Origin of the sequence: Priestia sp. YIM B13490 (genome assembly GCF_042787735.1) — a bacterium.
Lineage (GTDB): Bacteria > Bacillota > Bacilli > Bacillales > Bacillaceae_H > Priestia > Priestia megaterium.
Map to the genome: position 1 here is coordinate 17413 of NZ_JBHZOT010000020.1, position 15505 is coordinate 32917.

Annotated in this window: 16 protein-coding genes and 2 tRNA genes; 2 read left to right on the plus strand and 16 right to left on the minus strand. The window is 37.5% G+C overall.

The genetic code is table 11. From position 1 onward, the window contains the following. Positions 1 to 111 precede the first annotated feature (111 nt). Both ACFX4R_RS27235 and ACFX4R_RS27240 read left to right on the plus strand, forming a co-directional pair. Positions 112 to 185, plus strand: a tRNA-Met gene (locus ACFX4R_RS27235). Between the two features lie 10 nt (positions 186 to 195). Beyond that, a tRNA-Glu gene (locus ACFX4R_RS27240) sits at positions 196 to 267 on the plus strand. A 120-nt stretch (positions 268 to 387) separates the two neighbouring features. Here ACFX4R_RS27240 and ACFX4R_RS27245 read toward each other — a convergent pair. The 16 genes from ACFX4R_RS27245 to ACFX4R_RS27320 form a co-directional block, all read right to left on the minus strand. Continuing rightward, positions 388 to 855 (minus strand): S1 domain-containing RNA-binding protein, encoded by a 468-nt coding sequence (locus ACFX4R_RS27245; protein ID WP_013054879.1) that lies wholly within the window; start codon positions 853 to 855, stop codon positions 388 to 390. 88 nt (positions 856 to 943) lie between these two features. Then, positions 944 to 1315 carry an FtsB family cell division protein gene (locus ACFX4R_RS27250; protein ID WP_013054878.1) on the minus strand — a complete coding sequence of 124 codons (372 nt, stop codon included), beginning with the start codon at positions 1313 to 1315 and terminating at the stop codon, positions 944 to 946. Between the two features lie 4 nt (positions 1316 to 1319). Then, complete coding sequence (gene yabQ / locus ACFX4R_RS27255; RefSeq protein WP_025753169.1) at positions 1320 to 1943, minus strand: spore cortex biosynthesis protein YabQ; 624 nt, start codon at positions 1941 to 1943, stop codon at positions 1320 to 1322. Continuing rightward, positions 1940 to 2245: a sporulation protein YabP gene (gene yabP, locus ACFX4R_RS27260; RefSeq protein ID WP_377571266.1), complete on the minus strand. Its 306-nt coding sequence runs from the start codon at positions 2243 to 2245 to the stop codon at positions 1940 to 1942. The genes yabQ and yabP overlap by 4 nt, the downstream gene beginning before the upstream one ends. 99 nt (positions 2246 to 2344) lie before the next feature. Continuing rightward, positions 2345 to 2611 carry an RNA-binding S4 domain-containing protein gene (locus tag ACFX4R_RS27265; protein WP_013054875.1) on the minus strand — a complete coding sequence of 89 codons (267 nt, stop codon included), beginning with the start codon at positions 2609 to 2611 and terminating at the stop codon, positions 2345 to 2347. Positions 2612 to 2631: 20 nt separating this feature from the next. Further along, positions 2632 to 4092 carry a bifunctional methyltransferase/pyrophosphohydrolase YabN gene (gene yabN / locus ACFX4R_RS27270; RefSeq protein WP_162215136.1) on the minus strand — a complete coding sequence of 487 codons (1461 nt, stop codon included), beginning with the start codon at positions 4090 to 4092 and terminating at the stop codon, positions 2632 to 2634. A gap of 12 nt (positions 4093 to 4104) precedes the next feature. Next, the gene (locus ACFX4R_RS27275) at positions 4105 to 5709 is read right to left on the minus strand and encodes a putative polysaccharide biosynthesis protein (RefSeq protein ID WP_165575668.1); all 1605 of its coding nucleotides are present in this window, start codon (positions 5707 to 5709) and stop codon (positions 4105 to 4107) included. A gap of 228 nt (positions 5710 to 5937) precedes the next feature. Then, the gene (gene spoVT, locus ACFX4R_RS27280; RefSeq protein WP_013054872.1) at positions 5938 to 6474 is read right to left on the minus strand and encodes a stage V sporulation protein T; all 537 of its coding nucleotides are present in this window, start codon (positions 6472 to 6474) and stop codon (positions 5938 to 5940) included. 249 nt (positions 6475 to 6723) lie between these two features. After that, on the minus strand, positions 6724 to 10254 hold the full coding sequence (mfd, locus tag ACFX4R_RS27285; protein ID WP_043979015.1) for a transcription-repair coupling factor: 3531 nt from the start codon (positions 10252 to 10254) through the stop codon (positions 6724 to 6726). Between the two features lie 69 nt (positions 10255 to 10323). Next, positions 10324 to 10554, minus strand: coding sequence for an anti-sigma-F factor Fin (gene fin / locus ACFX4R_RS27290; protein WP_013054869.1), 231 nt, complete (start codon positions 10552 to 10554; stop codon positions 10324 to 10326). Between the two features lie 59 nt (positions 10555 to 10613). Then, the gene (gene pth / locus ACFX4R_RS27295; protein ID WP_052500310.1) at positions 10614 to 11171 is read right to left on the minus strand and encodes an aminoacyl-tRNA hydrolase; all 558 of its coding nucleotides are present in this window, start codon (positions 11169 to 11171) and stop codon (positions 10614 to 10616) included. 139 nt (positions 11172 to 11310) lie between these two features. Next, on the minus strand, positions 11311 to 11940 hold the full coding sequence (locus ACFX4R_RS27300) for a 50S ribosomal protein L25/general stress protein Ctc (protein WP_075422331.1): 630 nt from the start codon (positions 11938 to 11940) through the stop codon (positions 11311 to 11313). A gap of 187 nt (positions 11941 to 12127) precedes the next feature. Further along, the gene (locus ACFX4R_RS27305; RefSeq protein WP_013054866.1) at positions 12128 to 13081 is read right to left on the minus strand and encodes a ribose-phosphate diphosphokinase; all 954 of its coding nucleotides are present in this window, start codon (positions 13079 to 13081) and stop codon (positions 12128 to 12130) included. Positions 13082 to 13099: 18 nt separating this feature from the next. After that, the gene (gene glmU / locus ACFX4R_RS27310) at positions 13100 to 14479 is read right to left on the minus strand and encodes a bifunctional UDP-N-acetylglucosamine diphosphorylase/glucosamine-1-phosphate N-acetyltransferase GlmU (RefSeq protein WP_377571271.1); all 1380 of its coding nucleotides are present in this window, start codon (positions 14477 to 14479) and stop codon (positions 13100 to 13102) included. 194 nt (positions 14480 to 14673) lie between these two features. Beyond that, positions 14674 to 14964, minus strand: coding sequence for a septation regulator SpoVG (gene spoVG / locus ACFX4R_RS27315; protein ID WP_013054864.1), 291 nt, complete (start codon positions 14962 to 14964; stop codon positions 14674 to 14676). Positions 14965 to 15119: 155 nt separating this feature from the next. Continuing rightward, positions 15120 to 15497 carry a RidA family protein gene (locus ACFX4R_RS27320; protein ID WP_013054863.1) on the minus strand — a complete coding sequence of 126 codons (378 nt, stop codon included), beginning with the start codon at positions 15495 to 15497 and terminating at the stop codon, positions 15120 to 15122. Positions 15498 to 15505: the final 8 nt, after the last annotated feature.

Here is a 15505-nt window from a genome sequence, read left to right on the forward strand (position 1 = left end):
CTCATCATTTTTTTCAAAAGCAAATAATAGTCTATAAAAATAACAAAAAAGTTATTGACAATAACCCTTCTTTTTTATATTATTATAAATGTCTTTTAGAGAACGTATAATGGCGGTGTAGCTCAGCTGGCTAGAGCGTACGGTTCATACCCGTGAGGTCGGGGGTTCGATCCCCTCCGCCGCTACTCGAATAACGGCCCGTTGGTCAAGCGGTTAAGACACCGCCCTTTCACGGCGGTAACACGGGTTCGAATCCCGTACGGGTCATCAAAAAGCATGTACAACAGTACATGCTTTTTTTCTACTCTTTTTTACATATAAAAAAAGCACCTTTTAGATAAAAGGCACTTTCCAAAAACTCGCTATCTATTTGATATAAGCAGCAAGTTAACCGCGTTTTGCACCGCGTCCACCGCGTTTTGATTCGGTATGGCGTTTTAGGGAAGATAAACGTTCTTCACTGTCTTTTAAGAAACGATTCATTTTTTGTTCGAATGTTTCTTTTGTACGGAAATCATTACCGCCACCACGATTGTTATTACGTTGTGGGCGTGAATCACGTGGACGGTCTGAGCGTGGCGCTCTTGCAGGACGCTCTGGTCTTTCTGGACGTTCTGGTTTGTCTACCGCTTTCTTAATTGAAAGACCAATTTTACCATCTTTCTCAACGTTAATTACTTTGACTTCAACTTCGTCGCCCACTTTTAAATGGTCGTTAATGTCCTTTACGTAATTATCAGCTACTTCACTGATATGAACCAAGCCTGTTGAACCTCCTGGTAACTCAACAAAAGCTCCAAAGTTCGTAATACCTGTTACCTTTCCCTGTAACTTGCTGCCTACTTCGATTGACATAAAAAAAATGCTCCTCCTTAAATGATAAAAGAAATCAATTTATTATATTATACAAAAAGCAAAAATACACTGTCAACGAACCATACGTTTAGTCTTTTTTTACATTAAAGATAATTTCCCCGTCTTCTGATAAAAAATAATCTCTGCGGGCAATCTTTTTAATATAATCATCGTCATTTAACTTGACGATTTCACCTTTTAACTGTTTTTGCTTGCTTTGTAATTTTGTCAGCTGCTGTTCTAATTTCACCTTCTCAGCTTTTTTGTTCTCAATAGCTGAGGTTTGCGTAATTAAAGCTGATACCATCAATCCACCAATGATTAAGGCCAACACTCCGAAAACAGTCAAACGCCTAATTAAACCGATACGCTTTCGATCTGTATTTTGTTTAATTTGCTCTTGTTTATGGCTATAATCAGTATTTAACTTCGCGACCTTTTTTTTTCGTACCGCACTCATTGAATTAGTCGTCCCCCTTGTTTTTTAAAGTGTTCACCCATGCAACGATTCTCATTATCATATTCTTTGCACGATTGTAAATTCCTTCTATATACCGAAAACCCATATGTAAAAATCGTTTTACAGGTTTAGGCATCATTCTCCAAAATACGAAAAGAAGCCACCTGGTCGGTACGTAAATAAGCTTTAGACAGAATACGAGCAGCTTATGAACAGCTCGGTAGATCCCTAAAGCGACTACAACTAAAATATGAATAAAGAAGCGGATAGGCTTGACCAAAAAAATATTACTAAGCGTTAAAACACCTCGATATAAACTTAATACGCTCGAGACAGTAAATGTTAATACTTTTAAATACAGTGATTGAAATAAGCTTTGATACGCGGCAAAGCCGCAAAACAAAGCAAGAAACGCATACAAACGCAGTTCTCCTTCATTCACTAAAAACAACACGTAAAAAATGAGAAGAGCTTGCACCATCCAAAACAATACGTCATTCACAAATACAAACCATGGGCGTGATTTAGAGCGATTAACAAAGTAACGATAAGTATCGAGAGAAGCACCTAAACCGCTTCCCATCGATACCATCGCAAGCATTGTATAGAGCTGAATGTTTAAACTCATCGAAACAACTTACTAAAGAATCCTTTAGCCTTCTCCGATTGGTTCTCATCTAAGTAAACTATATCAAAGATTTTTCCTTTTATCGATACAATTCCTTGATCAACGTCTAAATTTTTCATTTGCAGATTTTGCCCTCTAACTGACAAGAAACCCATCACTGTTTCAAGTAAAAATTCCTCATTGTCAAAGCTCTCTACCTGCTTCACACCCGTGATATCTAAGAGACGCCGACCCTTCATCACTAAATCATGATTTGGAGTATGGTCTTTGTTTGAATTGCTTGTTTCGTGAAATTGGCTCATATCTTCATCCCCACCTCATTCATTAAGAGCATTCGCTCTTGTTATCTGTTGTTTAAAACATATGAATGAGAAAGGTGATTTAGAACAAGCCTTCATCAGTTATACTTCAGATGAAATACGCTCTTCTTTGACAATTGAGTACAAATTAGCTGCTTCTTCTTTTTTAGCTGCTTCTTGAAGAGCCTCTATTTTAACGGTAATTTTCTTCGTGCCAAATGTGATCGCTAACTCATCTCCTACTTTCACATTTGTGCTTGCTTTTGCAACGATACCATTAATGGTAATACGGCCCTTGTCTGATACTTCTTTTGCTAATGTACGGCGCTTAATTAAACGTGATACTTTTAAAAATTTATCTAACCTCATAATTCCCTCACCTTTCTGTTTTACAAACCTGTTTTTTTGGCGTCTTCCCAAAATTCATCTAACTCTTCTAACGAAAAAGATTCAAATGGTTTTTCAGAAGCTCTCACTTTTTCTTCAATATATTGAAATCGATTTAAAAATTTTGTATTCGTTTTAGCTAATGCAGCTTCAGAGTCAATTTTATAAAACCTTGCAATATTCACTAAAGCAAATAAAATATCTCCAAATTCATCGCTCATTTTTTCTTTATCAGCATGCTGTACTTCCTCTTGGAATTCAGCAAGTTCTTCCTGTACTTTCCCCCACATTGGTTCAACTTCTGACCAATCGAAACCAACTTTTGCAGCTTGTTTTTGGTATCCATGCGCTTTCATTAAAGAAGGCATAGCCCCAGGTACAGAAGCTAACAGAGAAGAAGGTTCCTCTCCTTTTTCTTCTTTTTTGATTTCATCCCAATTTTTCAAGACCTCATCTGCATTATTCACGCTCACTTCCCCAAATACATGCGGATGGCGTCTTACCATTTTCTCTGAAACACTGCGAATGACATCATCAATTGAAAACATTCCTTCATCTTCACCGATTTGGGCATGAAGCAATACTTGCAGCAATACATCACCGAGCTCTTCAATCATATTATCGTCATCTTGACGGTCAATTGCATCTAATAACTCATATGACTCTTCTAGCAAATAGCGCTTGAGCGATTCATGCGTTTGTTTTTGATCCCAAGGACATCCGTTTGGCCCTCTGAGCGTGGCAATAATCCTTCTGAACGAGTCAAATTGATGATATAAAATTGTTTCGTCTGCTACTGGAGGCACATAAATAGTCGTTAAGTTATTGAGCGACATTTCTCTATCCAATTCATACAGCTTGACCGGCTGGATTTTTTCTTCACTGCTTCCCGCTGCTGTTACAATATAAACGAGGTAATCATCAGGAACGTGTTCCATCAGTGTTAGCTTTACCTCTGAAGCAACGAACTGATCGTACACTTGAGCAATTAGAACATGACCGGTTAACTCTATTTCGCTTCGCTTTAAATCTGTTCCATCTAGCAGCTGAAATCCTTCGATAGGATCGATCTTTAGCGCACCAAAAATTGGGTCTAAGAAGCTTTGTCCTCCTTTAATTTCAACAGGAATGCCTCGTTCTTTTCCTTTTTGTAAAAGTAATTGAACCGTACGTTCTGCCACTAAAGGGTGCCCAGGAACGGCATACACCACTTCTTCTATTGAAGCTTTATCGATTAAATCATTTGATATATGTTCATATACCTCTTCAAATGCATCATAAGATTCGTATACGTCATCATAGGATACATACGTCAAGCCTTCACTTTCTAATTCTTTGATTACAGGATGTTCTTTTGTGCGCATATAAATATGCTTTTCCTGCTGTAGCAAGCGATAAATACCTACAGGTAGCTGTTCTAAATCGCCTGCTCCTAAACCAATAACTGTTACTTTACCTGTCATTGCTTCACCTTCTTATTTATTTTTTAATACGTATTTAGCTAAAACACTTCCCATTGGAAGTAAACGTAATTCCTCTTCGGTAAAAATGTGTTGTTTCATAATGATAAACAAATAAAACAAACCGCCTATTAAAACACCAGCTCCTGTTTCAACCACTTGTTTGCTTGTATCTAAACCATTAGACCATACAAAGTGATGTAAACAAAATAAATAGCTTTGCAAAAGAACGACCATTGCTATGCCCGTTATAAAAATACCTCCACTCGCCTTTTTCGGAACAAGAGGTACAGCTAACTTTTTATACAGACAAAATAGATTGATTGCTGCAACGATAGCGAATCCAGCTGAGGAAGCAATGGCTGCTCCTATGGTTTGAAAATCTGGTATTAGCCAAAGATTCAATATTAGTTTGACTGCCATGCCAGCGATGACGGCTATTACAGGCGCAAAAACAGCTCCCATCCCCTGCAGCACAGCTCCAGCAGTTGCTGCTACTGTTGTAAATATAACTAACAAGCTCAAAATTTGTAAACCGTCCGTTCCGTGGGAGTCACCGTATAAAAGCATATTAATGGGTTTCATCAGCGCAATCAAGCCAAAAGCTGCTCCAACTCCGACTACAAGCGATAGACGGAGAGACAGCTGAACTTTTTCAACCACAAATGACAAGTTCTTTTTCGCAATGGCTGAAGAAATAACAGGTACAAGCGAAAGCGAAAAAGCTGTACCTACTACTGTACCTAATTGAATCAACGGAAGACCGCGGTCGTAAATACCTTTTAAAATTTGTGCTGCTTCTTCAGCCATGCCGTGCGCCGTTAGACTAGAATATAAAGTAAAGGAGTCAATAAGCTGGATAAACAGCAGACCCATACCGCTAATACAAATTAATAAGCCTTGAATAATAAGGATTTTAAATATTCTCTTGATGTCTGCTTTTTTTATGCGTTGAAATACTCCCTTAGAATTTGTCTTTGTTCTAAAAACAAATAAAAATAAAATAATAAGGGATGTGATACCGCCTGTTATGGAACCAAAAATAGCTCCCGCCCCTGCAGTATATAGATCATAACCATGTTGGATCAAGAAAATAGACAGATACAAAATAGTCCCTACCCGTACAACTTGTTCTGCAATTTGAGACAGCGCTGTAGGAAACATATTATGTAATCCTTGATAATAACCACGAATAACAGCAATAAACGGAATAAGTAAAAAGGAAAATGAAATAATTTGAATGAGAACCGTTAATTTACGATCTCCCATCCACTCGGCAATCGTTTCTGCGAAAATATATTCAAACGCAAATATCGTGCAGCCTACTACAAACAAAAAAGCAAACGAAACTTGAAGTATTCCTCGGATTTCCTTTCTCCGATTTGTTACCGCATACTCAGCTACTAACTTTGAAATAATTACAGGGAAACCATATGTACCTAGCTGTAGCGCAATTCCATATAGCGGATAAACTTGCTGATAGATATAAAACCCTATATCTCCCGCGATATGGTGATATGGAATACGATAAGTGGCACTTAAGATTTTCGTAAATAAACCTGCGAGCGTTAAAATAATGGCGCCGTTAAAAATAGAATAGAGCTTTGATTGTTTCTGCATTCCTACACCTTTCACCTGCAGCTTGTAATGATGTGAACAACTCTTTTTATTAGCCGCTAACCGCAATAGAATAGAGCTTTGTTCTTATAAAACATCCTGCACTTTCCAATAAATAAAATACCGTACCATTATATCATGTTCTCTTTATTTCTAAGGTAAGACAGCATGAAAAAGGCAGCAGAAACTGCTACCTTTTCAGTAAATAATGTAAAATAAAGATAATTACGCTTACTGCTCCATTTGACGAGATAAGAAGCTAGCTGCTGTTTCGGCCGCTTTATGCTCTACTTCACCAAGGGACTTATCTTTTGAGAAAATGACAACAGCTCCAATCGGATCTCCATTTGCAATAATCGGACCGATTGTGTAAGAAGAAATATTTTCTTCGTATCCATCGACAAATTCAAGGTTTTTCCCATCAGTTACTAAAGAAGAACTGCGGCTTTCCATAACAGATTCCACTAACGAACTAATGTTTTTATTTAAGTATTCTTTTTTAGAACTTCCTGCTACCGCAATAAATACATCGCGGTCACAAATAAGTACAGGATGACCCAAGCTATCGTATAGCGCTTCGCCATACTCTTTTGCAAAGTCTCCTAATTCACTAATTGGCGAATATTTCTTTAAAATAACTTCTCCATCGCGATCGACGAAAATCTCTAGGGGATCTCCCTCTCGGATGCGAAGCGTTCTTCTAATTTCTTTTGGAATCACAACGCGACCCAAATCATCAATACGACGAACAATACCTGTTGCTTTCATTCATTGAAGCCTCTCTTTCATATGATGATTAAAATAGTTGGTGAATATCACTGATGGCTATATGATAAAAGGTTCACCTTTGTTGAGGTTAGTATTCTTCACTCTACAACTTCTATTCACCAACCATCTCTTTTTTTGTTAAAAAGTGTGCTTTTATTAAAAAAATGTCCAAAAAACCGCCAAAACATGGGGATTTGGGTATTTTTATTTCGGCTATATAAAAAGAAGGCTCAAAAATGAGCCTTCTTTTTAATTCGTAACTTGTTCTTTTTTAACAGTGGCTACTCCTTTTACTAACTGGTACACAATATTGAGCCATTCTTTTTGAGCAAGTCCTTTTACATTAACCACTAATTTTACTTTCTTGCCTTCCATACCTAAGCTGACCATTCTGCCAAATTGATCACCTAGCATGAATAATTTTTGGCCGTCTACCGTTGAGCTCGCTTCTTCAGACAGCAGAATAGAAATTTCTTGTTTTGACTGAAGAATAGATTCTACTAAGTTCTGCGTTGCATATACTTTTGTTTCCGCTACTTTAAACAAATACTCAACCTCAGCCGGATACTCACCAAAACGATCAATCATTTCATCCTGCAATTCTTGAATATCCTCTAGTGCTTCAATTCCTCTAAAGCGCTTATACATCTCAATTTTCAAGCGGCCGTCTGTAATGTACTGATCAGGAATATACGCGTCTAAGTCCAGATTCATTTCTACATTAAATTTCACATTTTCTCCGTCAGACCCGCGTCTTTCCTCTATCGCTTCTTTAAGCATTTGCGAGTAGAGATCGAAACCGACAGAATCGATAAATCCATGCTGCTGAGCACCCAGTAAGTTTCCGGCACCACGTATTGAAAGATCACGCATAGCAATTTTAAAACCAGAACCTAATTCGGTGAATTCTTTAATAGCTTGCAGACGCTTTTCAGCTACTTCTGTCAGTACTTTGTCTTTGTGATACGTAAAGTACGCATATGCCACGCGGTTTGAACGACCTACACGCCCTCTTAATTGGTACAGTTGTGATAATCCCATCTTATCAGCGTTGTTGACAATAAGCGTATTTACATTTGGAATATCTACTCCCGTTTCGATAATGGTTGTACTCACAATCACGTCATATTCGCCTTCTAAAAAGCTTAAAATAACCGCTTCGAGTTCGGTTTCATTCATTTTTCCGTGGGCATACGTTACCCTAGCATCAGGCACGAGCATCGAAATTTCTTCTGCTTTTCGTTCAATATCTTCTACGCGATTATATAAAAAGTAAACTTGGCCATCACGCGCTAACTCACGCTCAATCGCTTCACGAACTAGAACCGGATTATACTCCACTACATATGTTTGAACCGGAAAACGATTTTCAGGCGGCGTTTCAATAACAGACAAATCCCTTACGCCCAACATAGACATATGTAATGTTCGTGGAATAGGCGTTGCTGTAAGTGTAAGGACATCAACGTTTGCTTTCATTTGCTTGATTTTTTCCTTGTGCGTTACACCAAAACGCTGCTCTTCATCGATAACTAACAATCCTAAATCTTTATAAATCACGTCTTTAGATAGTAAACGATGTGTACCAATCACTACATCTACGGTCCCGTTTTTTAACCCTTTAATTGTTTCTTGCTGCTGTTTACGGCTGCGAAAGCGGCTCAACAGCCCAATGTTGATTGGATAGTCTTGAAAACGCTCACGGATGGTTTCATAATGCTGCTGAGCTAAAATAGTGGTTGGCACTAAAATAGCCACTTGTTTTCCATCTGTCACAGCTTTAAACGCAGCACGAATGGCTACTTCCGTTTTTCCATATCCAACGTCTCCGCAAAGCAGACGATCCATTGGTCTTTCATGTTCCATATCCTTTTTAATTTCTTGTACAGAACGAAGCTGATCTTCGGTTTCTTGATAAGGGAAAGCTGTTTCAAATTCTCTCTGTAAATCGCCATCCGGAGAAAATGCATAACCTTTACTTGCTTCACGCTCTGCATACAGTTTAATTAAGTCATCAGCGATGTCTTGAACAGAAGACTCAACTTTTCGTTTCACTTTCTTCCAGTCATTTCCGCCAAGTTTATATACTTTTGGCTCTTTCCCTTCAGAGCCTACATATTTTTGTACTTGATCAATCTGTTCAACAGGAACGTACAGCTTGTCAGAGCCTTCATATTTGATATGGATATAATCTTTATGATTACCGTTAATCTCTAACGTTTCCATTCCTAAGTAACGGCCAATACCGTGGTTCACGTGTACGACATAGTCACCTACGTTTAACTCTGAATAGCTTTTAATACGCTCTGCATTGGAAAGCTTTTGACGACGCTTTGATTTCTTTACCCGTTTTTTAAACAATTCTTCCTCGGTTAAAACAGCTAATTTTTGCATCGGCAGTTCAAAGCCCATTTGTAAATCGCCTTCAATGATTTGAACAAGACCTGGCACAAGCTGACCATTTCCATCTAAAATAGATGAATCAATATCATAATCTGCCAGCACACCTTCAAGTTTTTTCACGCGCTCTTTATCTGCTCCTAAGAGGACTACCGTATAATTAGCATTTTTCCAACGTTCAATTTCACTTTTTAATAAGTTCATTTGGCCGTAAAACTGCTGCATCTGCTTACATGAAATATTAATAATATTTTGCGGACTAGTATACGATACGTGCTTCAAAAATAACGATAAGTATAAAAACTGATGTTTTGCTCGCTGAATAAGAGATGGGAGCTTATGAGATAATTGAACGTCTCGAACAATTTGCCCCTGTCCTAATAATTCGGTTATCCATTCAGCTTCCTCTGTTTCAAGCTGATCAGACGTTTCTTGAATTCGAGTGGTCTCATCAAAGATGACAAGGCCGCCTTCTGGTAAATAATCTAGTAAACTAGCAGGCGATTCGTAGAAGAATGATAAATACTTGAACATATTTTCAAGAAGCTGGCCTTGACGCAGCTGTTCGATTTCACCTTTAATATTTTCTGTTAAGGTAGCTTTTAGCGCTGCGTTTTTTACTTGTTGCAGCGTCGAAGCCAGCTGTGCTTCTAGTTCTTCAATTCCTTGGGCTACTTCATTTTGATTCACAATGATTTCCGTAGCAGGGCCGATTGAAATTTCTTTTAACTGCTCTTGAGAGCGTTGATCCTCGATTGTAAAAGTACGAATGGAATCAATCTCCGTATCAAATAATTCAATTCGGACAGGTAGCTCTTCTGTTAACGGATAAATGTCAATGATTCCTCCGCGCACACTAAACTCACCCGGAGCTGAAACCATCGATGCCCGCTCATAGCCCAACTCAACTAACCTTTTTAAATAATGATCAACGTCGATGTCAATTCCCATTTGAAACGGCAGCTGTGTTTGCTCCCATCTTGCTTTAGGAGGCAGCAGCTTTCGAATTCCTGCAAGCGGTGTTACAACTACTCCACCTGTATGTTGACTCCAATAATTGAGTACTTCAATTCGCTGAGCCTTTAATTCTGGACTTGCAATCCCCACTTCTGTAGCAACTAAATCGTTAACAGGGTATAAGAAAACGTCTTTTTCCGGTAAAAGATGCAAAAGGTCTTCATACACTTTTTGAGCTTGATATAAATTATGAGTCACTACTAATAAGGGGTATTTTTTATCCTCATTTAAGAGTGCCATTAATACAGATCGAGCTGAACCGGAAATTCCCGTTACTAACTGTTCTTTCAAACCTTCTTCTAAACTGCTGACAACAGCTCCAATTTCTTTATTTTCTTCAAATTGCTGTCTAATCCCTCGCAAAGGAATTCCCTCCTCCCATGATATGTCTAAACTAAACAGAAAAACGCTTTGGTTTGAGACCAAAGCTTTTTATTGTATAAATGTTTCGTACTGATGATAGTCTGGATTTCGTTCTAGCGCTTCTTGACAGTCTTCACAAATAATTTTAACCACGATATCTCCACTATTATGGTAGTGAATAAAGTCTTTTCGTTCATCTGCGGTTAGGTGATTAAAACCGAGTGCTTCTGTATTGTGAGCTGTCTTTTCTATCATACCGACTTTTGCGCCACAATGTCTACAGAAATAATGAATAGACATACAAATCCTCCCAAATCTTTTAGTGTTAGTATGGACGATTGAGAGAAATTTTATTCTACTTAATTATAGCGATTCATTACTTCTAAGAACGGTTTACCTAAAAAATCCTCACTCGCGTGTACAGACGTTTTCATCGCTTCTTCCATATGAACCATTTCATCTTCTGTAAAGCGCCCTAGTACGTAATCAACTACTTTCATACCATTTTTCGGACGATCGATTCCAATACGAATCCGGTTAAACTCTTGGGTTTTTAAATGCTGAATAATTGATTTTATTCCGTTATGGCCGCCCGGACTTCCTTTTGTACGCAATCTTACTTTTCCGCACGGTAAATCTAAGTCATCGTAAATAACAAGCAAGTCTTCGACGTCTATATCAAAATAGTCCATTAACGGGCGAATACTTTCTCCTGATAAATTCATATATGTTAGAGGCTTTAATAATATGACTTTTTCTCCTTTTATTATACCTGTTCCATATATTCCGTTAAACTTTGTTTTATCTAATGAAATCATAAACTGTTCAGCAATTTTATCAATTGCCATAAATCCTATGTTATGACGGGTACGGTCATATTCTTTTCCAGGATTCCCTAAACCAACGATTAATTTCAAAATAGATACTCCTTTCCACTCTATGTAAGTTGTACATAATAGGTAAATGTCTTTAATGTTTTACATTACTATATAGTATCACTTTTATTATAATCAATTCACACAAAAAGACGTAACCTTTTGGTTACGTCTTTTTATATTATTCTTCGTTATCTTTTTCTTTTGTTGCTTCAACATCGCCTTTAGCATCCTGAACTTCGCCGCTGTCTGGCTCTTCTTCCTGTTGAGGAGGTAGCACAGAAGCAACTGTATCTTCTGCATCATGCGTAATTTCTAGCTTTTTATCTACCTTAATATCCGCTACTGTGATTGTATCATTAATTCCTAACTCTGATACATCTACGTCAATAGACGATGGGATATCCTGCGGCAAGCCTTTTAATGAAATTTCATATAGAGACTGCTGTAATACGCCGCCTTCTTTTGTTCCTTTTGCTTCTCCTACTAGAGATAAAGAAACTTCAGTATCAATTTCTTTCTTCATGTCGACCACTTGGAAATCGGCGTGGACAATTTCGTTTTTTAATGGATCAGTTTGAATATCATGTAACATTACGGAATATTTTTGCTTATCCACTTGTAATGTTAACACTCCATTGCGTCCTGCTTCACGAATAGTCTTAATAAAATCAGCACTGTTTAAGTAAATAGGTGTGGATTCTGTTTTATTTCCGTAAACAACCGCTGGGAAGTTTCCTTCGTCGCGAATCTTTCTATTTGTAGAATTTTTGAAATCCGTTCTTTTATTTGCTTGAATTGAAATACTCATTTTATTCACCTTCCAGTATGTTTTCTACTTAAAATGTACCCTTTTTAGAAGGTTGCTAAACATGAAACCCAGTTTGAACAGTAATATATCTTTGTTCTTTCCGTCCAAAGCGCTTTAAAATCAAGGGTTAGCACATTTAAATTTTTTTCAAAAAAACCTCTTTCCAAATGGAAAGAGGTTCTGTTTATCAATCAAATAATGTACTAACTGATTGCTCTTCGTGAACACGAATAATCGCTTCACCGATTAACGGAGCTACTGAAAGTTCTGTTACTTTATCAATTTTCTTATCTTCTGTTAAAGCAATAGAGTTTGTTACAGCTAGCTCTTTGATTGTAGAGTTTTGAATACGCTCAATCGCAGGGCCTGAAAGTACTGGGTGTGTACAACAAGCATATACTTCTTTTGCACCTGCTTCAATTAATGCACTTGCACCAATTGTAATTGTACCAGCTGTATCAATCATATCATCAATCAAGATTGCTGTTTTTCCTTCCACTTGTCCAACAATGTTCATAACTTCTGCTACGTTTGGACGTGGGCGACGTTTGTCAATGATAGCAATCGGCGCTTTTAGACGTTCCGCTAAACGGCGAGCACGCGTTACGCCACCGTGGTCCGGAGATACAACAACAACGTCATCAAGGTTTTTACTTTTGAAGTATTCACCTAAAATTGGAACACCTACTAAATGGTCAATTGGAATATCGAAGAAACCTTGAATTTGAGGAGCATGTAAATCTAATGTGATAATACGAGTAGCTCCCGCTTTTTCAATGATATTTGCTGCTAATTTGGCAGTGATTGGTTCACGTGCACGAGCTTTACGATCCTGACGAGCATAGCCATAGTAAGGCATAACGATGTTAATTGTTTTAGCTGATGCACGTTTTAATGCATCAATCATAATTAATAATTCCATTAAGTGTTCGTTAACTGGAGCACTTGTTGATTGAATGATAAATACATCACAACCACGGATACTTTCTTCAATGTTAATTTGAATTTCACCGTCACTGAAACGATCAACCGAACATTTACCTAATTCCACACCAATTACTTTTGCGATCTCTTCAGCTAAAGCCTTGTTTGAATTTAGCGTAAATAACTTTAAATTTTCATCAGCATATACATTTGACATTTTATTGTGAAACCTCCGTCAGGATTTTTTATTAATATCAAGCTTTTCAGCATAGTTTTCTTTATTTACTTGTTTCGCACGAGCAATTGATAATGCTTTTCCTGGCACATCATCCGTTATGGTTGAACCAGCTGCAACATAGGCGCCTTCACCAATTGTTACAGGTGCAATTAAGTTTGAGTTACATCCTACGAATGCCCCATCTTCAATCTTTGTTAAAAATTTATTTTTCCCATCGTAGTTAACTGTAATAGATCCGCACCCTAAGTTTACACCTTTTCCGACCTCTGCGTCTCCAATATAACTTAAATGAGAAGCTTTGCTACCTTTGCCAAAAGATGCTTTTTTAATTTCTACAAAGTTTCCTACGCGCACTTCATCTCCAATTAATGATTGAGGACGAATATGTGCAAATGGGCCAATTGTGACTTCGTGACCAATTTCACTATCGTGAGCAACAGAATGGCGAATAGAAGTATTATTACCTATTTTGCAGTCTTTAATTTCACTGTTAGGTCCTACTTCACAATTCTCTCCAATTACAACTGTTCCTTGAATAACCGTACCAGGATAAATAACCGTATCTCTGCCAATGACAGCATCTGCTGAAATGTACGTGTTAGAAGGATCCACAATCGTCACTCCATTTAACATATGCTGCTTGTTGATGCGCTTTTTCATTGTTTCTTCTGCTTGAGACAGAGCAAATCGATCATTAACGCCCAATGTTTCAGCAAAATCGGATGTTTGATATGCAGAAATAATTTGACCTTCATTTTTTAGAATTTCGATAACATCAGGTAAATAATACTCTCCCTGTACATTATCATTTGAAACTTTTGAAAGTGTCTCAAATAATTTCTCATTATCAAAACAATACGTACCAGTATTAATTTCCTGTACAAGACGCTCTTGTTCTGTGGCATCTTTATGCTCCACAATCTTTTCAACAGACCCTTGTTCATTTCGAATGATGCGTCCATATCCTGTTGGATCTTCTGCATGAGCTGTTAAAATAGTTGCCATTGCATTTGTTGCTTCATGATGCTTTAATAAAGATTCAATTGTTTCAGCTGTAATAAGCGGAGTATCTCCACATACAACAATTGTCGTACCTTTTTCATGTGCAAGTAAAGATTCTGCTTGCATTACTGCATGAGCTGTTCCTAACTGCTCTTCTTGTAAAGCAAATAAGCTTTTATCTCCAACATGTGATTTCACTTTTTCGGCACCGTGACCTACAACTGTAATTAAATTTGTTAAATCCAAACGTGATAACTGATCAATTACGTGTTGCACCATCGGTTTGCCACACACAGGGTGTAACACTTTATATAAAGATGACTTCATACGTGTACCCTGACCAGCTGCCAATATGACTGCATATCTTTTTGACATAACAGGCCTCCAATTTTACCTTTTTATCCATTAAGAATATTATATCAAAAATGACAGCATTTCAAGGAATCATTTATAAGTCATGAATTTTATTTTTTGGTAATGCTAAAGTTTTACAAAGGTGTGAAATTATATAAGTGGTAATCAAAAAGAAAAGAGCCTACTTTTCAGTAGACTCTTAATGTATCATATGTTTACGAAGCACCCGCTTCTTCGAATTCAACTTCTACCTCACCTAAACGATGATATTCTGCTAAAACAGCATCTTGAATCTTTCCGCGAGTATTTGAATTGATTGGATGTGCAATATCACGGAACTCACCATCCGGTGTACGTTTACTTGGCATGGCTACAAATAAGCCATTATTACCATCAATCACACGAATATCATGAACAACAAATTCACCATCTAATGTGATTGAAGCAATCGCTCTCATACGTCCTTCAGTGTTCACGCGGCGTAATCTTACGTCAGTTACTTCCATCTTGTTCACCACCTTTTTCTATGCGAAGCTTTACATACTTAATTCCACAGAATTTTGTGTTTTCCTGCTATTCAGAAAAAATTTTTAGAAAATTTTCGCAAAAAAAGTGAACAATTGGAAGTTACTTGCTTTTTGTTAGAAATTTGTTAATTTAATTACCCTTTAACAAGCGCAATAACTTCAATTTCAACAAGTACATCTTTAGGTAGTCTCGCAACTTCTACACATGAACGTGCCGGCTTATGGTCCCCGAAGTAGTCGCCATAGACTTCATTTAACGCTGCGAAGTCGTTCATATCTTTAATGAACACGGTTGCCTTTACAACTGTATTTAGAGAAGCTCCAGCTTCTTCAAGAACTGCTTTTAGATTTTCAAATACTTGAGTAGCTTGTACTTGAACATCTCCTTCGACCAACGTACCATCTGGACGAAGTGGAATTTGACCTGAACTGTAAAACAAGTTATTCACAACAATTCCCTGTGAATATGGACCAATAGCTTGCGGTGCATTTTTTGTTTGAACCTGTAACATATGTTCCT